This is a genomic window from Sterolibacterium denitrificans, from assembly GCF_900174485.1.
Lineage (GTDB): Bacteria > Pseudomonadota > Gammaproteobacteria > Burkholderiales > Rhodocyclaceae > Sterolibacterium > Sterolibacterium denitrificans.
The window spans coordinates 1,311,171-1,332,123 of the sequence record NZ_LT837803.1; the positions used below are offsets into that span (position 1 = coordinate 1,311,171).

The 20,953-nt window shown below is 62.1% G+C and carries 24 protein-coding genes; 14 read left to right on the plus strand and 10 right to left on the minus strand.

Annotation, left to right across the window (positions count from 1 at the left end; translation table 11 throughout):
• Nucleotides 1-280 precede the first annotated feature (280 nt).
• The 8 genes from SDENCHOL_RS05980 to SDENCHOL_RS14715 all read left to right on the plus strand — a co-directional run bounded on the left by SDENCHOL_RS05980 (nt 281) and on the right by SDENCHOL_RS14715 (nt 7,604).
• Nucleotides 281-1,492 carry a thiolase family protein gene (locus SDENCHOL_RS05980; protein WP_154716409.1) on the plus strand — a complete coding sequence of 404 codons (1,212 nt, stop codon included), beginning with the start codon at nt 281-283 and terminating at the stop codon, nt 1,490-1,492.
• A 3-nt stretch (nt 1,493-1,495) separates the two neighbouring features.
• Nucleotides 1,496-2,428: an OB-fold domain-containing protein gene (locus SDENCHOL_RS05985; RefSeq protein ID WP_154716410.1), complete on the plus strand. Its 933-nt coding sequence runs from the start codon at nt 1,496-1,498 to the stop codon at nt 2,426-2,428.
• 131 nt (nt 2,429-2,559) lie between these two features.
• A complete protein-coding gene (locus tag SDENCHOL_RS05990; RefSeq protein ID WP_197706858.1) occupies nt 2,560-3,771 on the plus strand; it encodes an acyl-CoA dehydrogenase family protein in 1,212 nt (403 codons plus the stop codon).
• A 141-nt stretch (nt 3,772-3,912) separates the two neighbouring features.
• Nucleotides 3,913-5,034 carry an acyl-CoA dehydrogenase family protein gene (locus tag SDENCHOL_RS05995; RefSeq protein WP_154716411.1) on the plus strand — a complete coding sequence of 374 codons (1,122 nt, stop codon included), beginning with the start codon at nt 3,913-3,915 and terminating at the stop codon, nt 5,032-5,034.
• A gap of 92 nt (nt 5,035-5,126) precedes the next feature.
• Nucleotides 5,127-6,611 carry a phytoene desaturase family protein gene (locus tag SDENCHOL_RS06000; protein WP_154716412.1) on the plus strand — a complete coding sequence of 495 codons (1,485 nt, stop codon included), beginning with the start codon at nt 5,127-5,129 and terminating at the stop codon, nt 6,609-6,611.
• 178 nt (nt 6,612-6,789) lie between these two features.
• On the plus strand, nt 6,790-7,023 hold the full coding sequence (locus SDENCHOL_RS06005) for a ParD-like family protein (RefSeq protein WP_154716413.1): 234 nt from the start codon (nt 6,790-6,792) through the stop codon (nt 7,021-7,023).
• Nucleotides 7,020-7,301, plus strand: a complete 282-nt coding sequence (locus tag SDENCHOL_RS06010; RefSeq protein WP_154716414.1) for a type II toxin-antitoxin system RelE/ParE family toxin — start codon at nt 7,020-7,022, stop codon at nt 7,299-7,301. The genes SDENCHOL_RS06005 and SDENCHOL_RS06010 overlap by 4 nt, the downstream gene beginning before the upstream one ends.
• Nucleotides 7,302-7,319: 18 nt before the next feature.
• On the plus strand, nt 7,320-7,604 hold the full coding sequence (locus SDENCHOL_RS14715; RefSeq protein WP_154716415.1) for a cysteine-rich CWC family protein: 285 nt from the start codon (nt 7,320-7,322) through the stop codon (nt 7,602-7,604).
• On the opposite strand, the gene nudB is transcribed toward SDENCHOL_RS14715, so the two are convergent.
• The 8 genes from nudB to SDENCHOL_RS06055 all read right to left on the minus strand — a co-directional run bounded on the left by nudB (nt 7,586) and on the right by SDENCHOL_RS06055 (nt 14,012).
• A complete protein-coding gene (nudB, locus tag SDENCHOL_RS06020; RefSeq protein WP_154716416.1) occupies nt 7,586-8,038 on the minus strand; it encodes a dihydroneopterin triphosphate diphosphatase in 453 nt (150 codons plus the stop codon). The genes SDENCHOL_RS14715 and nudB overlap by 19 nt on opposite strands.
• Before the next feature lie 21 nt (nt 8,039-8,059).
• Entirely contained in the window at nt 8,060-8,518 is a 459-nt protein-coding gene (locus SDENCHOL_RS06025; protein ID WP_154716417.1) for a barstar family protein, read from the minus strand.
• The gene (locus tag SDENCHOL_RS06030) at nt 8,515-8,880 is read right to left on the minus strand and encodes a ribonuclease domain-containing protein (RefSeq protein WP_154716418.1); all 366 of its coding nucleotides are present in this window, start codon (nt 8,878-8,880) and stop codon (nt 8,515-8,517) included. The genes SDENCHOL_RS06025 and SDENCHOL_RS06030 overlap by 4 nt, the downstream gene beginning before the upstream one ends.
• Before the next feature lie 18 nt (nt 8,881-8,898).
• Nucleotides 8,899-10,701 carry an aspartate--tRNA ligase gene (gene aspS, locus SDENCHOL_RS06035; RefSeq protein WP_154716419.1) on the minus strand — a complete coding sequence of 601 codons (1,803 nt, stop codon included), beginning with the start codon at nt 10,699-10,701 and terminating at the stop codon, nt 8,899-8,901.
• 57 nt (nt 10,702-10,758) lie between these two features.
• A complete protein-coding gene (locus SDENCHOL_RS06040; RefSeq protein WP_154717377.1) occupies nt 10,759-11,418 on the minus strand; it encodes a DUF502 domain-containing protein in 660 nt (219 codons plus the stop codon).
• An 84-nt stretch (nt 11,419-11,502) separates the two neighbouring features.
• Nucleotides 11,503-11,769 carry an FmdB family zinc ribbon protein gene (locus SDENCHOL_RS06045; RefSeq protein ID WP_154716420.1) on the minus strand — a complete coding sequence of 89 codons (267 nt, stop codon included), beginning with the start codon at nt 11,767-11,769 and terminating at the stop codon, nt 11,503-11,505.
• A 127-nt stretch (nt 11,770-11,896) separates the two neighbouring features.
• On the minus strand, nt 11,897-12,760 hold the full coding sequence (locus SDENCHOL_RS06050; protein ID WP_154716421.1) for a prepilin peptidase: 864 nt from the start codon (nt 12,758-12,760) through the stop codon (nt 11,897-11,899).
• Nucleotides 12,761-12,788: 28 nt separating this feature from the next.
• Nucleotides 12,789-14,012 (minus strand): type II secretion system F family protein, encoded by a 1,224-nt coding sequence (locus tag SDENCHOL_RS06055; protein ID WP_154716422.1) that lies wholly within the window; start codon nt 14,010-14,012, stop codon nt 12,789-12,791.
• Nucleotides 14,013-14,441: 429 nt separating this feature from the next.
• Between SDENCHOL_RS06055 and SDENCHOL_RS06065 the strand changes: the two genes are divergently transcribed.
• From SDENCHOL_RS06065 to SDENCHOL_RS06085, 5 genes are all read left to right on the plus strand, one after another.
• On the plus strand, nt 14,442-14,990 hold the full coding sequence (locus SDENCHOL_RS06065; protein WP_231912919.1) for a hypothetical protein: 549 nt from the start codon (nt 14,442-14,444) through the stop codon (nt 14,988-14,990).
• A 65-nt stretch (nt 14,991-15,055) separates the two neighbouring features.
• Entirely contained in the window at nt 15,056-15,373 is a 318-nt protein-coding gene (locus SDENCHOL_RS06070) for an EexN family lipoprotein (RefSeq protein ID WP_231912920.1), read from the plus strand.
• Nucleotides 15,374-15,375: 2 nt separating this feature from the next.
• Nucleotides 15,376-16,068 (plus strand): hypothetical protein, encoded by a 693-nt coding sequence (locus SDENCHOL_RS06075; protein ID WP_154716426.1) that lies wholly within the window; start codon nt 15,376-15,378, stop codon nt 16,066-16,068.
• 28 nt (nt 16,069-16,096) lie between these two features.
• Nucleotides 16,097-16,447: an arsenate reductase (glutaredoxin) gene (gene arsC, locus SDENCHOL_RS06080; RefSeq protein ID WP_154716427.1), complete on the plus strand. Its 351-nt coding sequence runs from the start codon at nt 16,097-16,099 to the stop codon at nt 16,445-16,447.
• A gap of 190 nt (nt 16,448-16,637) precedes the next feature.
• Nucleotides 16,638-17,966, plus strand: coding sequence for a DEAD/DEAH box helicase (locus SDENCHOL_RS06085; RefSeq protein ID WP_154716428.1), 1,329 nt, complete (start codon nt 16,638-16,640; stop codon nt 17,964-17,966).
• 21 nt (nt 17,967-17,987) lie between these two features.
• Here the strand turns inward: SDENCHOL_RS06085 and SDENCHOL_RS06090 are convergent, their stop codons facing one another.
• Nucleotides 17,988-18,578, minus strand: a complete 591-nt coding sequence (locus tag SDENCHOL_RS06090) for a malonic semialdehyde reductase (protein ID WP_154716429.1) — start codon at nt 18,576-18,578, stop codon at nt 17,988-17,990.
• Between the two features lie 169 nt (nt 18,579-18,747).
• Here SDENCHOL_RS06090 and xth point away from each other — a divergent pair, with 169 nt between their 5' ends.
• A complete protein-coding gene (gene xth / locus SDENCHOL_RS06095) occupies nt 18,748-19,527 on the plus strand; it encodes an exodeoxyribonuclease III (RefSeq protein ID WP_154716430.1) in 780 nt (259 codons plus the stop codon).
• A gap of 24 nt (nt 19,528-19,551) precedes the next feature.
• Here xth and ffh read toward each other — a convergent pair whose 3' ends face one another.
• Nucleotides 19,552-20,907 carry a signal recognition particle protein gene (ffh, locus tag SDENCHOL_RS06100; protein ID WP_154716431.1) on the minus strand — a complete coding sequence of 452 codons (1,356 nt, stop codon included), beginning with the start codon at nt 20,905-20,907 and terminating at the stop codon, nt 19,552-19,554.
• Nucleotides 20,908-20,953 lie beyond the last annotated feature (46 nt).

The following is a 20,953-nucleotide window of genomic DNA, read 5'->3' on the forward strand; positions in this document are numbered from 1 at the left end:
CGGATGCTGCGGATGTGTGTTGCGGACGGCGGGAGGCGGGCATGGCAGGGTTCGCTTCGGCGATGCAAAGGCGGAAAGGAGGATGCACCCGATTATATCGGCAGGCGCAACGCCGCCAAAAAATAATTTGCAATCGCGTCAATTTGATACATAATTGACGTGCATGAATATTATTCGTGTGGTGGGCAGCGCAGCTTCGATCCTGATCCCGATTCTGATTCTGGTTTCGATCGCGGCGTGATCTGCAAACCCGGGCCACCCTAATTTGCGAGGACAGCACATGGGTCTGAATGGAAGCGCGGCCATCGTCGGCTGCGCGGAATACAAACCGGAAAAGTACAACACCGCGCCGCGGGCATTTCATCTTGCCCAGATCGCCGATCTGGCCTGGCAGGCATTGCAGGATGCCGGCATGGAAGCGAAGCAGATCGACGGCATCGTGCTGCCCGGCACGCGCTTCAACGAAGCCAAGGAGTTCATCCCGGCGATGACTGGCGAGTATCTCGGCCTCAAGCTGAACTACGGCGAGGTCGTCGATCTGGGCGGCGCCAACGGCATCGGCATGGCCTGGCGCGCGGCGGCGGCGATCGAGCTGGGCATCTGCGAAGCGGTGCTGTGCGTGATTCCGATGCGCATCCCGATCTTCGGCGCCGAGGCCGATCCGGCGATGATCGTCAAGGGCATGCGCTACGGCGGCCACAGCACCACCTTCGGCGCGCCGGAAGCCGAGTTCGACATTCCCTACGGCCACATTGCGCAGAACACCGGCTACGCGATGATCGCCCAGCGCTATGCGGCGAAGTATGGTTACGATCCGCGCGCGATGGCGAAGATCGTCGTCGATCAGCGCACCAATGCCTGCGCCAATCCGGATGCGATTTTCCACGGCCAGCCGCTTTCCATCGAGGACGTGCTGAACAGCCGCATGGTCGCCGATCCGCTGCACGTGCTGGAGATCGTCATGCCGATCGCCGGCGGCGCGGCGTTCATCGTCACGCGCAAGGACATGAAGCGCAGGAACGGCAACCGCCCGGCGGTCATCAAGGGTTTCGGCGAGCACATCCAGAGCAAGTCGCCCAGCTATGCCGAAGACATGCTCCGGACGCCGATCGGGCCGGCGTCGCGGCGTGCGTTCGAGATGGCCGGCGTGCGGCCGTCGGACGTCGATCTGGCGCAGATCTACGACTGCTACACCATCACCGTGCTGCTGACGCTGGAGGATGCCGGCTTCTGTCCGAAGGGCGAGGGCATGCGCTTCGTGCGTGAGCACGACCTGACCTACAAGGGCGATTTTCCGATGAATACGCACGGCGGCCAGCTCGGCTTCGGCCAGGCCGGCATGGCCGGCGGCATGTCGCAGATCGTCGAAGCGGTTCGGCAGATCCAGGGCCGCTGCGGCGAGCGGCAGCTCAAGAAGCGCGATCTTGTCTATGTATCCGGCACGGGCGGCGTCATGAGCGAGCAGACCGCGCTGATCCTTCAAGGGGAATAAAACATGAATCTCAAGCCGGTACCCATCGCCACCGAAACTTCCGCGCCGTTCTGGAACGGCCTGCGCGAACGCAAGGTGAACATGCAGCAGTGCGACGATTGCGGCCACTGGGTGTTCTATCCGCGCGCCCATTGCCCGGCCTGCTTCTCGCCGCGTCTCTCGTGGAAAGAAATTTCCGGCAAGGGCACGCTGCTGACCTACACGCTGACGCGTGTGCCGACGATGCCCGAGTTCACCGACGAAATGCCGCAGAAGCTGGCCGTCGTCCAGTTCGACGAAGGGCCGCACGTCAACACGACACTGATCGGTCTCGAAGCCGAAGACATCAAGGTCGGCATGCGCCTCAAGCCCGTGTTCACGGATATTCCGGAGACCGAGCACACGCTGCTGCGCTTCACCGGCGAGAACGTCACCATTGTCGACAGCGGCAAGCCGGCGGCCAAGTCCGCCGCGCCGGCGCCGAAGGTCGAGAAGCGCCAGATTCACTGGCGCGATCTGCCGGCCATGCAGTCGCTGGTCAGCGAGGAATTCGGGCCGTGGAGCGACGAGCTGGAAATCACCCAGCAACTGATCGACGAGTTCGCCAAACTTTCCGGCGACGACTACTGGATCCACACCGATCCCGAGCGCTGCCGGAAGGAAAGCCCGTTCGGCATACCCATTGCCCAGGGCCAACTGGTGCAGGTGATGGTCAGCAAGCTGCGCGTGCCGAACGACTATGAGGTGGTCGGCTTCACCAACATGGTCAATTACGGTTCCGACAAGCTGCGTTTCCCCGCCACGGTGCCGGTCGGCAGCCGCATCCATGCGCGTTCGCGCGTGAAGGCGGTGACCGAGGTGAAGAGCGGCATCCAGATGACCACGGAAATCTGCACCCATGTCGTCGGCATGGAGCGGCCGTCGGTCATCAACGAGCTGGTCATCCTCTTCATGTAACCGTGTCTCCCATTTCCTTAAGCTTTTCCCTCGCCCTTTCCCTGGTCATCTCCCCCGGTGCCGGGGAGAGGGTGCCTTTATTGCGTCGATCGATGATGGACGGTAGTTCAATTGCATAGGCAGGACTCAAAGTGAGTGACAAATCACACCTCGAAACCTTCCGTCAGGAAGCGAGAAGTTGGCTGGAAGCCAACTGTCCGGCGGAGATGCGCACGCCGACGCCGGAAGGCGGGATCGTCTGGGTGGGCAGCCAGATCCGCTTTGATTCGGAGCCGCAGCGGCTATGGTACGAACGGATGCGCGACAAGCGCTGGTTCGCGCCGACCTGGCCGGTGGAATACGGTGGCGGCGGCCTGAGCAAGGACGAAGCGCGCGTATTGGAGCGCGAACTCTCGCGCCTCAAATGCCGGCTGCCGATGGTGAACCTGGGCATCTGGATGATCGGCCCGATCATCCTCGAATTCGGCACCGAAGAACAAAAGCGCCAGCACCTGCCCAAAATGTGTTCCGGCGAAGCCAGCTGGTGTCAGGGCTTCTCCGAGCCGAATGCGGGTTCGGACCTGGCCAGTCTCAAGATGAAAGCCGAACGCGAGGGCGACGACTTCATCCTCAACGGCTCCAAAATCTGGACCTCGTACGCGCAGAAATCCGACTGGATGTACTGCCTCATCCGCACCGACAACACGCCGGGCAAGGACAAGCAGGAAGGCATCACCCTGGTGCTGCTCGACATGCACACGCCGGGCATCAGCATCAAGCCGATCGAACTGCTCAGCGGCAAATCCAACTTCTGTCAGGTCTTCTTCGATAACGTCCGCGTCCCGGTCAGGAACGTCATCGGCGAAATCAACGGCGGCTGGCCGATCACCAAGAAGCTGCTCCAGTATGAGCGCGGCGCCATGGCCAAACTCAGCGAATCCGGCGTCAAGGGCCGCGACTTCACCTCGCTGGCGCAGGAATACCTGCCGCAGATCAGTGACCCGCAGCAAAAGGCGGCGCTGCGCGAACGCATTGCCGGCATTCTCGTCGATGAAAAAGCCTTCCTGTTCACCATGCAGCGGGTCGGCGAAGAAGCCAAGGCCGGCGGCGACGTGGGCACCATCACCTCGATCTTCAAATACGCCTCGGCCGAAGAAGGGCGCCACAAATACGAAGCCCTGCTGGCGCTGATGGGCCATCGCGCGCTGGGCTGGGACACGGGTGAAGCCGGACAGGAATTCAGCGAGGACGAACTCATGGTCGCCAAGCAATGGCTGCTCTCATGGACCTTCTGCATCGCCGGCGGCACCTCGGAAATCCAGCTCAACGTCATCGCCAAGCGCATCCTTGGCCTGCCCTCCTGATGCCTCCCGTTACGTCATCCCCGCGCAGGCGGGGATCCAGCAGTGTGCAACATCATGGATTCCCGCCTGCGCGGGAATGACGAATCAAGGGTGATCGACCTTACCTAGCCTAGCCTCAAGCAAGTAGCGAGAGAAAACACCATGGGACTCCTCTTCAACGAAGAACAACGCCTGCTGCAAGAAACCGCGCAGGACTACTTCCAGAACCACTTCAGCACCAAGACCCTGCGCGAAATGCGCGAGGGCCGGGACGCGCTGGGCTACGTGCCGAAACTCTGGCAACAAATGGCCGAGATGGGCTGGACCGGCATCCTCGCCAGCGAAGACCAGGGCGGCCTGGGCTTCGGCTTCCAGGGTGTCGGCGCGGTGCTCGAACCGGCCGGCAAGACGCTGGCCGGCTCGCCCTTCCTCGCCACCGTCGTCCTCGGCGGCAGCGCCCTGCAACTGGGTGGCAATGAAGCCCAGCGCAACCACTGGCTGCCCAAACTGATCGCTGGCGAAGTGCGCTTCGCCCTGGCCATCGACGAAGGCCCGCGCCACGACCCCAAGGTCTGCCAGACCACTGCGACGAAGAACGAAAAAGGCTACATCCTCAACGGCAGCAAGCAATTCGTCATGGACGGCGGCTGCGCCGACCAACTCATCGTCTCGGCCGACACCGGCAAGGGCCAGACCCTGTTCCTGGTCGATGCGCAAGCCCAGGGCATCAGCCGCCATCCCCTGACGATGATCGACACGCGCAACGCCGCGCGCATCGTGCTGGACAATGTTCAGGTCGATGCAGACGCGGTGCTCGGCAGCCAGGACGAAGGCCTGGAGTTGCTCGACCAGATCCTCGACCGTGGTCGGATTGCGCTGTGCGCCGAAATGCTGGGCATCGCCCAATGGCTGTTCGACACCACCATCGACTACCTCAAGCAGCGGGTGCAGTTCGACGTGCTGATCGGCTCCTTTCAGGCGCTGCAGCACCGCGCGGCGAAGATGTTCGTGCAGATGCAACTGGCGCGCAGCAGCGTGCTGGCGGCCCTGTCCATCGTCGATGAGAATCCGGCCTTCCTGCCGTTCTACGCCAGCGCGGCCAAGGCCAAGATGGGCGAAGTGCTGGAGCTGGTGAGCAGCGAGGCGGTGCAGATGCACGGCGGCATCGGCGTGACCGACGAGCTGGACGTGGGCTTGTACCTGAAGCGCGGCCGCGTCTGCGTCGCCGCCCTCGGCGATGTCACCTTCCATCGGGATCGCGTGGCGGGGATCCTCGGTATCTGAAGCCGTAACCAGCATGCGCTGACTCGCGCGGTCGGCGTCGATTCGCATATCCGAAAGGCTTTTCGTTTCAATCAACCAGGAGGAGATAGAAAATGAAGGAGCAGAATTACGACGTCATCGTGATCGGCACCGGCCCGGGCGGCGCATCGTGCGCTACTTTGTTGCAGAAGCGCGGCATCCGCACGCTGCTGCTGGAGAAGAACGAGGTGCTCGGCGGCAAGATGTACAGCGTGGACAGCGATGGCTATGCCTACGACCTGTTTCCGCACGGCCAGGTGCCGATCCGCGGCAATGCCTTCGAGGACATCTTCGCCGAGCTGGGCGTGTCCGACGAATACGTGCCGGCGCTGGACATCGACGATCAGCGCGAGATGATCACCATGGCCTATCGGCGCAAGGAGTGGCCGGAATACCGCGTGCTCAGCCAGAAGCAGGGCCTGACCGATCCGACGCCGTTCTTCGAGCTGTGGGGTGCGACCCCCGAGGAGTGCGAGCAGATCATGGCCGTCATGGTCGAGATCATGACCCTGCCGCCGGAGGAGCGCGCCAAGCTCGACGACGTGACCATGGACGAGTGGCTGGCCGCGCGCCAGGTGAGGTCGGGGCCGCTCTACAGCTATCTCGGCTTCCAGGCCAACGCTTCGCTGGCCGAGCCGATCGACCTGGTGGCGGCATCGGAGATGATCCTGATCCTCCAGCAGATGATGATCCAGGGCGGCGGTGGTCAGTACAAGGGCGGCTTCGCGCTGCTCACCAACGTCATGCTGCGCGAGTTCGAGAAGAACGGTGGCACGCTGGTCAAGGGTTGCCGCGTCGAGAAGATCCTCGTCGACAACGGCGCGGTGCAGGGTGTGACGACCGCCAAGGGAGCTTTCCGCGCGCCGGTGGTGGTGAGCAGCGCCGGCATCCATCCGACGGTGCTGAAGCTCGTCGGCCCCGAGCATTTCGACAAGTCCTATGTCAATTACGTGAAGCGCCTGGTGCCCGGCTGGGCGTTCACCAGCATCCGCTATTTTCTCGACAAGCCGGTGATGAAGACCGGCATCTATGCCGTTTGGTCGGACGAGAGCTGGTTGAATCTGGAGCGCTTCAAGCAGGTCAAGGCCGGCAAGTTGCCCGATGAGATCACGCTGTTCATGGTCAACCATTCCTTCTTCGACGAGAACGCCGCGCCGCCGGGCAAGCAGGTGCTGGTGTCGGGCACGGTCTGCTCGTCGAATCCCGAGGCCGGCGAGATCGAGGCCGTCTGGGAGAAGATGGATCAGCAGATGAAGAAACTCTTCCCGGAAATCTGGGACGCCATCGAACGCCGCGAATACACCGGGCCGCGCGAGATTTCGCAATTGACGCGCGACAGCGTGGTGACGGCCGGCGGCGGCGAATGCGTGGGCCTGGCGCAGATCGTCGGCCAGTGCGGCGCGATGAAGCCGAAATCCGAAACGCCGGTGCGTGGTCTTTATCTCTCAGGTGCCGATGCCGGCGCCGAGGGCATGGGCACGCATCAGTCGGGCCTGTCTGGCATCCGCGTCACCCATATGGTTGAGCAGTATCTGGACAAGCTGACCAAGGCGCTGTGATCTCAAGCGAAACCCAAGTCCCTTGTATCGCAGGGTACAAGGGGCTTTTTCAATGGCCGTGACCGATTAGTCGATGCTCAGGCCTGGTCTGCCAGCAACACATTGGGTTGTTTTTTAAGGGCTACTACATTTGTGGTAAATTGATTGTATGGAAAACATATTCCGGCCGGAGGTCCAAATGAGCACGTCGACATCCATACGCATCGATCAGACACTGTACGACCAGGCCCGTAGCGAGGCGGTGAGCGAGCATCGCACCATTGCCGGGCAGATTGAATACTGGGCCAAGGTCGGGCGCGCCGCGCTGGACAATCCCGACCTGCCGGTGAGCTTCATTGCCGAATCCCTGGCCTCGCTGGCCGAATCGTGCGCAGAAGCCACCGACTTCGTGCCCCGCTCGCGCCGCGCATGAGCTACGGGCTCAAGCAGACCCGGCGCTTTGCCCGTGCCTACAAGAAACTGCACGACAACGTTGCTGCCGATGTGGATGCAGCCACCGAGGTGGTGGCTGCCGATCCCACGGTGGGCGAGCGCAAAAAAGGCGATCTGGCCGATCTTCTGGTTTACAAATTCCGCAGCCAGAACCAGCAGTACCTGCTGGGCTACACCGTCGATGACGATGTCCGGCTGGTGTATCTGGAGGCCGTCGGCCCTCACGAAAATTTCTACCGCGACCTCAAGCGGTCGTAGCTGACGAATCGTCGCCGGATGAGTGTGCCCAGCATCCTGCCCCACGGCAGCACATCACCGTCTGAGACGGAATCCCGTACATTCGATGCAGGTTGCAGTCAGCGCTGCCCGCGCTGTGGCGCAGCTTTTGTCTGTGGCGTGAACGATGGCACTGTGCGCTGCTGGTGTGCCGATTTGCCGGTGCTGCAGGGCGTGATCGAGGCTGCGGCTGCGGCGGAGCGTTCGGCGGATTCGGGGTGTGCGTCGTGCTATTGCCCAACCTGTCTGCGCGAACTGCTGGCGGCTCAGTCCGCTTCGGACTGAAGCTGCGGCAGCATCAGGATGGCGTCGCGATTGCTCCAGGAGAAAACGCGCGCGGCGGCTTCGCGGCAGGGCAGCCAGCAGTAGTTCAGGTGCTCGCGTGCCGCAATGGTGACGGGCGTATCCGCCGCCACGCAGAGGCTGAAGACATGTTCCAGATTGTGCGTCACGCCCTCGGGATAGCGGTGGCGCCATTCGGCGAAGATTTCAAAGCAGTTCGACAGCCGCCAGTCGCGCAATGCCTCCGGCGCCGTGGCGATGCCGGTTTCCTCGCGCACTTCGCGGCAGGCGGCAGCCAGCAGGGTTTCGCCTTCCTCCAGGCTGCCGGTGACGGATTGCCAGAAGCCCGGATGGCTGGCGCGTTCCAGCAGCAGGATTTCCAGTGCCGGCGTGTGGATCAGGACGAGAACCGAAACGGGTTTCTTGGTGCCGGGCATGGCGGATGAGCCGTGAGGGTATTAAAGCGTGGGCAGCCAGGCGATGCCGTCGGCGTGCATGTCGACCAGGCACCAGAGCGGGCTGCCGCGCTCGCGCCATTCGTCGGTGGCGGCGGAGAATATCTGCAGGGCCGTGATGAAATCCTCGTGAGCGCGGCTGTTCACCCGATCCGCGTTTTCCAGGATCACCAGCCAGCCTTCGGCCGGGCGCCAGCCCAGGTCGCCCAGGCTGTCGGCCAGCGCGTCCCAGTTGTAGCCGAACCACTCGGGAAAGGCCATGTCCCGGCCGATGGCCTTGAGCAGGCTGTCCTTGTCGCGCGCGGGCGTGAGATCGACGCGAAAAACCACATGGGCATTGGCTTCGGCGGCGGCGATCAGCTCCTCGCGATCACCCGGCGGCAGATGATAGACACCGGCCCGCGCGACGTTGCCGAACAGCGTCTGGAAGTGCTGCTGCCGCTCTGATGGCGTGTGGCTCATGGGCGTATCCTGCGGAAGCTGCGGTAGTGGTCGGCCGTGTAATAGCGTTCACCGGCTTCTCCCGCGACGATGCGGCGGGCGCCGCGGTGCCGCAGGCCGGGGGTGGGAACGGTGTATTCGCGGTAATAGCCGCGTTTGTGCTGCGGCAGGCGGCGCTCGAAATTGCCGAAGACGATGCCGTCGCGCTCGTAGGGGAAAGGGCCGCCGTCGGCGATCCGTTGCAGTGTCTGGTGGGCTTCGGCGGGGAGTTGCTGCTGCGTGATCCAGGGAAGCCCCGCATCCGCTTGTTGCCCTGCCTGCGTACATCCCGGCGCCAGGCAGAGCAGCCAGCAGGCAAGCAGCAGACGGCAGATGGAGCGCATGGCGGCAGGGATCAGCCCTTATTCACCTTTCACCTCGATCTGCGTATCGACCTTCTGGCGCAGGCGGATGTGCAGTTCGCGCAACTGCTTTTCATCGACGTCCGACGGCGCATCGGTGAGCAGGCACTGGGCGCGCTGGGTCTTCGGGAAGGCGATGACGTCGCGGATGGATTCGGCGCCGGCCATCATGGTGACGATGCGATCCAGCCCGAAGGCCAGGCCGCCGTGCGGCGGCGCGCCGTACTTGAGGGCGTCGAGCAGGAAGCCGAACTTGGTCTGGGCTTCCTCGGCGCCGATGCCCAGGGCGCGGAAAACCTTGCTCTGCACGGCTTCGCGGTGGATACGAACCGAGCCGCCGCCGATTTCCCAGCCGTTGAGCGCGAGGTCGTAGGCCTTGGCCAGGCAGGCGCCCGGATCGCTTTCGAGCAGGTCCTCGTGGCCGTCCTTGGGCGAGGTGAAGGGGTGGTGGCAGGCCGTCCAGCGCTTGCTTTCCTCGTCGTATTCGAACATCGGGAAGTCGACTACCCACAGCGGCCGCCAGGCTTCGCCCGTGAGGTAGTTCTTCTCGTGGCCGATCTTGGAACGCAGCGCGCCGAGGGCGTCGTTCACCACCTTGGCCTTGTCGGCGCCGAAGAAGATCAGGTCGCCACTCTGTGCGCCGGTGCGTTCGAGGATGGCCTTCAGCGCCGTTTCGTGCAGATTCTTGACGATGGGCGACTGCAGGCCGGTTTCGTTGGGCTGGCTGGCGTCATTGACCTTGATGTAGGCCAGGCCCTTGGCGCCGTAGATCTTGACGAATTCGGTGCAGGCGTCGATCTCGCCGCGGGTGAGCTGGGCGCCACCGGGAATGCGCAGACCGGCCACACGGCCGCCGGCATCGTTGGCCGGGCCGCTGAAGACCTTGAAGCCGACGTCCTTCACCACGTCGGTGAGCTCGGTGAGTTCCAGCGTGACGCGCAGGTCGGGCTTGTCGGAGCCGTAGCGGCGCATGGCTTCGGTATGGCTGAGGCGCGGGAAGGGTTGCGGCAGTTCAACCGCGAGTGCCTCACGGAACACGGTACAGATCATCTCTTCCATCATCGCGGTGATCTGCGTTTCGTCCATGAAGGAGGTTTCGATATCGATCTGGGTGAATTCGGGCTGGCGGTCGGCGCGCAGATCCTCGTCGCGGAAGCATTTGACGATCTGGTAATAGCGGTCGTAGCCGGCCACCATCAGCAACTGCTTGAAGAGCTGCGGCGACTGCGGCAGGGCGAAGAACTGGCCGGGATGCACGCGCGAGGGTACCAGGTAGTCGCGCGCGCCCTCGGGCGTGGATTTGGTCAGCATCGGCGTCTCGATGTCGATGAAGCCGTGGTCGTCGAGGAAGCGGCGGCAGGCCATCGCGGTCTTGTAGCGCAGCATCAGGTTCTTCTGCATCTGCGGGCGGCGCAGGTCGATGACGCGATGGGTCAGGCGCACGTTTTCGGAGAGGTTGTCCTCGTCGAGCTGGAAGGGCGGCGTGGCGGCGGCGTTGAGGATCTCGATCTCATGGCAAAGGATTTCGATCTCACCCGAGGAGAGGTTCGCATTCTCGGTGCCGGCCGGGCGGCGGCGCACCTTGCCGGTGATCTTCAGCACGTATTCGTTGCGCACTTCCTCGGCCAGCTTGAACATCTCGGGGCGATCCGGGTCGCACACCACCTGGGCCAGACCTTCGCGGTCGCGCAGGTCGATGAAGATGACGCCGCCATGGTCGCGCCGGCGATGGTTCCAGCCGCAGAGGGTGACGATCTGGTCGATGTGGCCGGCATTCACCTGGCCGCAATAGTGGGTACGCATGATAAGTGTCCGTGGAGGCAATATGAATCAGTGATACCGGCAGTTACAGGAAATGGGTTAACCGTTCAGGGCATGTCCCGAAGGTTCGTCGTAGGCCGGTGGCGTGGGCGGGAAATGCTGACCGGGTGGCGGAGAGGGAGCAACCACGCCCATCGAGACGATGTATTTGAGCGCTTCATCGACGCTCATTTCGAGTTCGATGGTGTCGCTCTTCTTGACGAAGAAAAAGAAGCCATTCACCGGGCTGGGCGCGGTCGGGATGAACACGCCGACATGTTCCTCATCTTGCGCGGCGCCGATTTCCGCCGTCGGCGCGCTGGTGAGGAAGGCCACCGACCAGGCATGCGGATGCGGATAGCGCACCAGCAGCACCTTGCGGAAGGCTTCGCCATTGCCAGAAAACAGCGTCTCGCTGATCTGCTTGGCGCTGTAGTAAAGGGATTTCACCACCGGGATGCGCGCCAGTACGCCCTCCCAGAAGCGTACCAGGCGCTGGCCGATGATGTTGGCGGTGACCAGGCCGGTGATGAAAACGATCAGCAGGGTCAGCACCATGCCGATGCCCGGTATGTACATGCCCAGCAGGGTTTCCGGCTGGATGGCATGCGGCAGCAGCAGCAGCGACTGGTCCATCAGGCGGACGATCATCGACAGCACCCAGAAGGTGATGGCCAGCGGGATCCAGATCAGCAGCCCGGTGATGAAGTATTTTTTCAGCAAGTGCGCGCCCCTTGTGGGCCAGGGAGTGGGAAAGAGGCTTTCTGCTCTTTGCGTTACTACTGTCGTACCGTGAGCAGACTCTCAATGACAGCCGCAGCCGCCGCCGCAGGCGGGCGCGGCGGCCGGCGCTGCGTCTGCCGGGGCTGGCGCGGGAGCGGAGTCGGCGTTGCCCTTGAAATCGGTGGCATACCAGCCCGTTCCCTTCAACTGGAAGCCGGGGGCGGTGACTTGTTTGACGAAGGTTGCAGCGTTGCAGGCCGTGCAGGTAGTCAGCACGGGATCGCTCATTTTCTGCAGCACGTCTTCCGCGTGGCCGCAGGCGCTGCAACGGTAGGCGTAGATAGGCATGGGAAACTCCGGAAAAGAAGGGGATTATAACCGATAGCTTATGCGCATTTACTGGGCGAGCCGCCCGTTCGGCCCAGATGGAGGCGCTTGCCGGGAATGCAAGGGTTTCCCGAATCCGGGGAGAAATTCAGGCGCCGGGCAGAATCAGCTGATTCAGCGACTTGCCCCAGAACAGGGCAATGACGCCTGCCGTTGCGAGGTAGGGGCCGAAGGGTATGGGCGCATTGCGGCCGTGGCGGGCGAAGACGATCAGGCTGATGCCGACGACGGCGCCGACCACCGACGACAGCAGTACCACCAGCGGCAGCAGTTGCCAGCCGAACCAGGCGCCGATGGCGGCGAGCAGCTTGAAGTCGCCATAGCCCATGCCTTCCTTGCCGGTGGCCAGCTTGAAGCCCCAATACACGCACCACAGCGCCAGATAGCCGGCCATGGCGCCGATCACCGCGCTGCCTGTATCGGTGAAATATCCGCCAAGGTTGAACAGCAGGCCCAGCCAAAGCAGCGGCAAGGTGATGTCGTCGGGCAGCAGTTGGGTATCGAAGTCGATGAAAGTCAGCGCGATCATCGCCCAGAGGAACAGCAGCGCGCCCGCCAGCATGGGCGTGTAACCGAAGCGCCAGGCGGCATAGGCCGAGAGCAGCCCGCAGAGTGCCTCGATCAGCGGGTAGCGTGGCGAAATGGGCGCCTGGCAGCCGCGGCAGCGGCCGCGCAGCACGAGCCAGCTGATGATCGGAATGTTTTCCAGCGCGCTGATCGCGTGGCCGCATTTCGGGCAGCGCGAGCGCGGCACGGCGAGGTTGAAGGTTTCCTGCGGCGCCAGCGTTTCTTCGCGCAGTTCGGCGCACTGTGCTTCCCATTCGCGCTGCATCATCAGCGGCAGGCGATGAATGACGACGTTCAGAAAGCTGCCGACCATCAGGCCGAGGAGCAGGCAGAGTGCGGCCAGGCAAGCCGGCTGGGTGAGCAGCGTCGTCAATTGTGGTGACATGTATCGTTCCGCGCGCGTGTTCGCATCGTCAGCCGACGACGCCGCCCAGCTTGAAGATCGGCAGGTACATGGCCACCACCATGCCGCCGATGAGGCCGCCGAGCACGACCATGATGATCGGCTCCATCAGGCTGGAGAGGGCGTCAACGGCATCATCCACCTCGGCCTCGAAGAAATCGGCAACCTTGCTGAGCATCGAGTCGAGCTGGCCGGATTCCTCGCCGATCGCCACCATCTGTATCACCATGCTGGAGAACAGCTCGGTGTTCTGCATCGCTACCGTGAGGCTCTGCCCCGTGCTCACCTCATGCTTGATCTCTTGCGTGGCAACCACGTAGACATGGTTGCCGGAAGCGCCGCCCACCGAGTCGAGCGCTTCGACCAGCGGCACGCCGGCGGCGAACATGGTCGACAGCGTGCGCGTCCAGCGGGCGACGGTTGCCTTGCGCACCAGGTCGCCGAAGACGGGCAGGCGCAGCATGAGCCTGTCCATGGCAATCTGTACCGTCTTGGAGCGTTGCCAGGCGGCGAAAAAGGCATACAGCGCGCCAATGATGCTGCCGAAGATGAGATACCAGTACTCGACGAAAAAATCGGAGATGCTGATCAGTATCATGGTCGGCGCCGGCAGGTCGGCGCCGAAGTTGCTGAACACCTCCTTGAATGCCGGAATCACGAAAATCATGATCACCGCGACAATCACGAAAGCGACGATGATGATGGCGATGGGATAGAACAGCGCCGACTTGATCTTGGACTTGATGGCCAGGATCTTTTCCTTGTAAGTGGCCAGGCGGTCGAGCAGGGAATCGAGAATACCGGCCTGTTCTCCAGCGCCCACCAGGTTGCAGAACAGGCTGTCGAAGTAGAGTGGATGCTTGCGGAATGCCGCATTCAGGCTGGAGCCGGTTTCCACGTCGGCCTTGATGCTGCCCAGCAGCTTGCCGACGGCCGGATTGCTCGCGCCTTTGCTGACGATTTCAAATGCCTGGAGCAGCGGCACCCCGGCCTTCATCATGGTCGCCAGCTGGCGCGTGAACAGCGTGATGTCCTTGTCGGTAACCTTGCCGAGCTTGCCGATTTTCTGCTTCTGAACCTTGCTGACGAGCACGCCCTGGCGACGCAGCGTAGTGCGCACCAGCGTCTCGCCGCCGGCGCGCAGTTCACCGCGTATCAGCTTGCCGGTCTTGTCCCGGCCTTCCCAGATAAAGTTGAATTCCTTGACGGTACCGCTCTTGCTTGCGCTGGCCATCTGGTTTTCTCCCCTTGTTCTTTCGCTTCTTCTGCTCCGGCGTATCCGCCAAGCCTATCCACGGAGCGGATCAAGCATTTTCCTGCTTCCTGTTCCTGTTTTTGCATCCGAACGAAGCGCAAACACCACGAATTCCGCAAACGCTGCATAGATTAGCAGAGGTTGTTGATAACGTAGCGGCTTTCGTCGTGGTAGTTGGCGGTTTCTTCTGCATTTCGTTAATTTTTCGGGCTTTGCGAAATTTCCCGAAGAACGAAAATGCCTCCGCCGCATTTCCCGCTTGTTTCGCCCACGTTTCGTGCCACTGCTCCGTTACGCCGCTACCCGAATCGAGTAATCTTAGCATGCGGCGGGTTCGAGCAATGGATGAGGCCGGCTGATCGGTGCTGCATCCGTCTTTGTGCAGTGACAACGCCATGCCACCATGCCGTGCTCACTCCTGCACCCTCGGCGCGCAAGGATAAAGTCAGTCATGGCACAAATGAAATGATCTATCCATTGGTCATGCTGTTTCGTGTATTGGGTATACTGCTGCGTTTCGCCATGCAGGCTGTGATGCTGCAGTCGCAAGCGATCGTGCAATGGGTCGACGGGCGAGGGGGCCTTGCCGCAGCGGCGCAGATAGAAACTCAGGAATTCAGAATGAAAAATTTTTCAAGTGCGGCAGTCCTTTTTCTGGTGCTGCTGAGTGGATGCGCGGATGGCAGCGTTGACAAGGATGGCGTGCCCAAGGTCGATATCCACGGGACCATCATTGCCTCGACAGATGAAAAAGCCCTGGCCTTCGCAAAGGAGTGGGGGCTTCCGGCGCCAGGCGCTCGCATGATTTCGGTGCATGGAAAACAGATGCCTCTCCAGGTGTTTCTGCTGACCTACTGTCAAGGAAAAGTTGGCAACGATACCTGTGAGCGTGGATTGAAAATTGCTCGAATCGACTCGAGCGGCGGTCCCCGAAAGGAACTGCCCGAAGGCTTGTAGGCATCGTGCCCGACAGCGCGCTCGAGGCGGACGGCGGTGCCGTCGCCGGGCTTTGAGGTTGTCCCTTGAGCTTGTTTCTATTGGAAGGAAAATTCCCCATGAAGAAAAATGCAATGATGATGTTCGCGTTGATTGCAGCCCTGGTTCTGGCCGGCTGCAAGGAAGAAAAGCCACAGGAGCCTGTCCAGACCGTCGAGTGGTTCAAGGCGCATCAGGCCGAGCGTGAGGCCCGGCTGGCCAAATGCAACGCTAACCCCGGTGAGTTGGCGGCCACGCCCAATTGCGTCAATGCCAGTCGCGCCGAGTCATCCTCGGTTTGGAGCAAGCGTGGCGGAATCAAGGCGCCGGCGGCATTGACCTTCGAGAAGAATGACGGGAAATAACCTTGCATTTTTCCGTCGTCAAGCTGGACAGTTCAGCAATTCAGACGGCCTGCCAGCGAGGGCTGGCATGGTCATCTCAAACATTGGAAGACGGGGTATCAATGAATCTTCGGTGGTTTCTTGCCATTTCGATACTTTTTATCGCAAATGCCCATGCGGTTCCGCCTCGTGCAGTAGATGCCGAGCAGTTCGATATTGCCGGCGTCAGACTCGGCATGAGTCCACAGGCGGCCGTTGCGGCCATTTCCACAAAACTGGGTGTCGACAGGCGAGTCATCGAGTTCGATAAATTTCCGCAACGGAACCCGGTCACCAACAGCAAGGAAGCAAAGTACTTTACCGTCAGGACAGGCGGCGCGTCGGTCACCGTCCATTTCGAGCCCAATGTTCCATACAGTCCGAAAAACAAGATGGCGGTCAGCATGATCATTTACGAACAGCCCTGGACCGCGGAAAACGTTGCCGCCATGAAAGACATGGCCATCAAAAAATATGGAGCGCCCTCCAACGGAACGAATGGCGTCTCCTATCAATGGTGCCTTCAGCCCCATGACAATCCAGGCTTTGGCTGTTCGGAATTCAGAGGCCCGAAGCTCGAACTGAGCGGAACAAAATTGCAGATCGAGGATTTTCGGCGCCGCCAGGCGGTCATCGATTTCATGAACAAGAGCAATAGCTCAAGACCGTCGTTCTGATTGCTCAACTCTGCCGAGGACAGCCGCCATGAAAAACCAGATTCTGCACAATCCGCGCTGCTCGAAAAGTCGTGCCGCGCTCGAACTGCTCAACCAGCGCGAGGTCGATGTGGCCGTGGTGGACTATCAGCAAAACCCGCCCGGCAAGGACGAGCTGCGCGAAATCCTTCGTCTGCTCGACAAGAAACCGCTGGAGGTGATCCGCGTCAATGACGGCCTGTTCAGCGAACTCGGCCTCGCCGAAGACAACGGCTACAGCGACGAGCAATGGCTGGACGTACTCGCCGCGCATCCCGGGCTGCTCGAACGTCCAATCGTCATTTACAACGGCAAAGCCGCCATCGGTCGCCCCATCGAAAACGTGATGGCGATTCTCTGAGAGATTCGACCATTCAACCGATCGATTCAAGCCCGGCTGTCGCCGAACTTCTGCTAGACTGCGCGCCGCGCTGGCGCTTTGCAGTCTGTCGCCGCGTCATGCGAGCGGATTTTCCCTGCATTCATCCCCATTTTGCCGCCCCACAGACTGCGGCATGTGTTACATGCAGGGCCGGCTCGCGGAGTATTCCATGAAGTTTACCGACCTCGGCCTGCGCGCCGAGATCCTGCGTGCGATCGACGCGCAGGGCTATGACACGCCCACGCCCATCCAGGCTCAGGCGATTCCCCTGGTGCTGGCAGGCCATGATCTGATGGCCGCAGCGCAAACCGGCACCGGCAAGACCGCGGGCTTTACCTTGCCCATACTCCAGCTCATCAGCAGCCGCCCAGCGCGTTCCGCACGGCGGCCGCGCGTATTGGTGCTGACGCCGACCCGCGAGCTGGCGGCCCAGGTGGGCGAGAGCGTGCGTATCTACGGACAGCATCTGTCGCTGAAGACGGCGGTGATTTTTGGCGGCGTTTCCATGGGGCCGCAGGAAAAGGCGCTGAAAGCCGGCGTGGATATCCTGGTCGCCACGCCCGGCCGCTTGCTCGATCATCTGGGGCAGGGCATCGCAAACCTCGATGGCGTCGAAATCCTGGTGCTCGACGAGGCCGATCGCATGCTCGACATGGGGTTTCTGCCCGACATGAAAAAGCTGTTCGCGCGTTTGCCCAAAGAGCGCCAGACGTTGCTGTATTCGGCGACTTTCTCCGACGAGATCCGGCACCTGGCGACCGGGCTTTTGAAGGAGCCGCGTTCAGTGGAGGTCGCGCCGCGCAATTCGACCACCGAACTCGTCAGCCAGGCGGTGTATCCGGTCGACAAGGCGAGAAAACGCGATCTGTTGATCAAGCTCATCCAGGATCACGACTGGCATCAGGTGCTGGTGTTTACCCGCACCAAGCATGGCGCCAATGCGCTGGCCGAGAAGCTCGACAAGGCCGGCATCAGCGCAGCGGCGATTCACGGCAACAAGAGCCAGAACGCGCGCACCAAGGCGCTGGCCGACTTCAAGGGCATGAGGCTCAACGTATTGGTGGCCACCGACATTGCGGCGCGCGGCATCGATATCGATCTGCTGCCCCATGTGGTGAATTACGAGTTGCCGAACGTGCCCGAAGACTATGTGCATCGCATCGGCCGCACCGGGCGTGCAGGTTCGGAGGGGCAGGCGGTTTCCCTGGTCTGCGTCGATGAACATCAGTTGCTGAGGAACATCGAGCGCCTGATCAAGAAACCCATCGAGCGGCGCCAGGTACCCGGTTTCGAGCCGGATCCCAGCATCCGTCCCGAGCCGATAGAAAATGGGCGGAGTGGAGGACGTGGAGGAAGCGGACGGAACGACCGGAGCCGTGGCGGGCGCAGCGCCGATGGGGCGCGCGGTTCATCCGGCCAGCGTCCGCCGCAGTCGAAAGAGGCTGCTCGCGCAGGAGGCAGAGGTAAACGGCCAATCAGCAGAGGCAGCGCAATGTAAAAGCGGTAAAGCCGTACCGCCTCAGGCAATCCGGCAAACGGTATCGAAATCCAGGCGTGGGCCGCGCGGGTAGAGCTTGCCTGGGTCGCCATGGCCCAGGTTGATGAGGAACACCGATTTCAGCGGCGTGCCGGCGAAGAAGGCGGCGTCCAGGGTGGTTTTGTCGAAGCCGCCCATCGGGCCGCAGTCCAGTCCCAGCGCGCGTGCGGCAAGAATGAGGTAAGCGCCCTGCAAGGTGCTGTCGCGCAGGCTGGTTTCTTCGATCATGGCATCGTTGCCGACGAACCAGGAGCGCGCATCGGTGGCCGGATACAGCGTGGGCAGATGTTCGTAGAAAGTCATGTCGCGCGCCACGATCACGGTGACCGGGGCGGCCATGGTCTTTTCGACATTGCCGGCCGCCAGCGCGGGCTTGAGCCTGGCCTTGGCTTCTTGCGATTTGACGAACACGAAGCGGGCCGGGCAGTTGTTGGCCGCGGTCGGCCCCCATTTGAGCAGGTCGTAAAGCTGGCGCAGCGTCGCATCGGAAACTTCTTCCGCTGCGAAACCATTGTGGGTGCGTGCGTTGGTGAATAGCTGGGCGAGGCTGGCGGTGTCGAGCGGTGCGGGCATGGGGTCTCCGAGTGTATCAGTGGCTGGAAATGGTGGCTGGAATGGCATCCATGCGCGTTAGTATATTGACCCGACAGGGCGGGTGCCAATTGTCAGTTGCCGCGCGCTGCTGCAATGGTCGAGCGACTGGATTCGGCAGCATTTCAAATATCAACGGATGGGATGAATCTTGAAAATCGCCACCTGGAATGTCAATTCATTGAAAGTCCGCCTGCCGCAGGTGCTGGACTGGCTGGCGCTGCAGCAGGCGGATGTGCTGTGCCTGCAGGAAACCAAGCTGGAGGACAAGGTTTTCCCACTGGCCGAGATCGAGGCGGCGGGCTATCGGGCGGCTTTTGTCGGGCAGAAGACCTACAACGGCGTCGCCATTCTGGCGCGTCGCGAGCGCGGGGAGATCGAGGCGGTCGAGCGCGGAATCGCGGGATTCGCCGATGAACAGCAGCGGGTGATCAGCGCCACCATCGGCGGCGTGCGCATCGTCTGCGCCTATGTGCCCAATGGACAGAGCGTGGATTCCGACAAATACCAGTACAAGCTGCGCTGGCTGGCGGCGCTGCGTGACTGGCTGGCGGCGGAACTGGAGAAATATCCGCAGCTTGCGCTGTTGGGCGATTACAACATCGCGCCGGAAGACCGCGACGTGCATGATCCCGCCGCCTGGCAGGACCAGGTGCTGTGCAGCGCGCCCGAGCGGGCGGCGTTCCGCGGCTTGCTCGACCTGGGGCTGACGGACGCCTACCGCCTCTTCGAGCAGCCGGAAAAGAGTTATTCGTGGTGGGATTACCGCATGATGGGCTTTCGCCGCAACCAGGGACTGCGCATCGATCACATCCTGCTGTCGGCGCCCCTGGCGGCAAGGTGCACTGCCTGCGTCATCGACAAGGAACCGCGCCGTCTGGAGCGGCCTTCGGATCATGCGCCGGTGATGGCGACGCTGGACGCAGCCTGACGTAGATCAGGTTGGCTCACCGAGTCAGCGCATGCCGGGCAGCATGCCCTTCATGTTGCGCATCATCTTCTGCATGCCGCCCTTGGTGAATTGCTTCATCATTTTCTGCGTCTGCTCGAACTGGTTCAGCAGACGATTGACCTCCTGCACCTGAACGCCGGCGCCGGCGGCGATGCGGCGCTTGCGGCTGGCCTTGATGAGTTCGGGCTTGGCGCGTTCGGCGGGGGTCATGGAATTGATGATGCCTTCGATACGGCGGATCGCCTTGTCCTCGACGCCGCCGCCGGCCTGTTGCGCGGCCTGGGCGAATTGCGCCGGGAGTTTTTCCAGCAGCGAGGAAATTCCGCCCATCTTGCGCATCTGGCCGATCTGCTCCTTGAAGTCGTTGAGGTCGAAACCCTTGCCCGACTTGAGCTTCTGCGCCAGCGCCTGGGCTTTTTCCTGATCGACGCCGCGCTGCGCTTCCTCGACCAGACCGAGGATGTCGCCCATGCCGAGGATGCGCGAAGCCATGCGCTCGGGATGAAACTCCTCGATGCCGGCGAGCTTCTCGCCGATGCCGGCAAACTTGATCGGCTTGCCGGTGATCTGGCGCACCGACAGCGCCGCGCCGCCGCGCGCATCGCCGTCGAGCTTGGTCAGGATGACGCCGCTCAGCGGTAGCGCTTCATTGAACGCCTTGGCCGTATTCACGGCATCCTGGCCGAGCATGGCGTCGACGACGAACAGCGTTTCGATCGGCTTGAGCTGGGCGTGCAGCAGCTTGATCTCGGCCATCATCGCTTCGTCGATCGCCAGGCGGCCGGCGGTATCGACGAAGAGCACGTCGTAGTAATGCTTCTTCGCGTAATCGAGCGCGGCGGCGGCGATGTCGGCCGGTTTCTGGCTGCCCGACGACGGGAAAAAATCGATGCCGGCCTGGCCGGCGACCGTTTTCAACTGCTCGATGGCGGCGGGGCGATAGACGTCGCAGGAAACCGCGAGAATCTTTTTCTTCTGCCGCTCGCGCAGCCATTTGCCGAGCTTGGCCGTGGTGGTGGTCTTGCCGGCGCCCTGCAGACCGGCCATCAGGATCACGGCGGGCGGCTGGGCAGCCAGATTCAGGCCGCTGTTCGCGCCGCCCATCAGTTCGGTCAGTTCGCGATGCACCACGCCGACCAGCGCCTGGCCGGGCGTGAGCGAGCCGATGACTTCCTGGCCGACGGCTTTTTCCCTGACGCGGGCGATGAAATCCTTGACCACCGGCAGGGCGACGTCGGCCTCGAGCAGCGCCATGCGCACTTCGCGCAGCATCTCGCTGATATTGTCTTCGGTCAGGCGGGCCTGACCACGGATGGTCTTGACGACCTTGGCAAGGCGTTGCGTCAAATTGTCGAGCATGGCGGGAGTCCAGTATCCGGGAATTGGCTGCGGATAGGGTAAACTG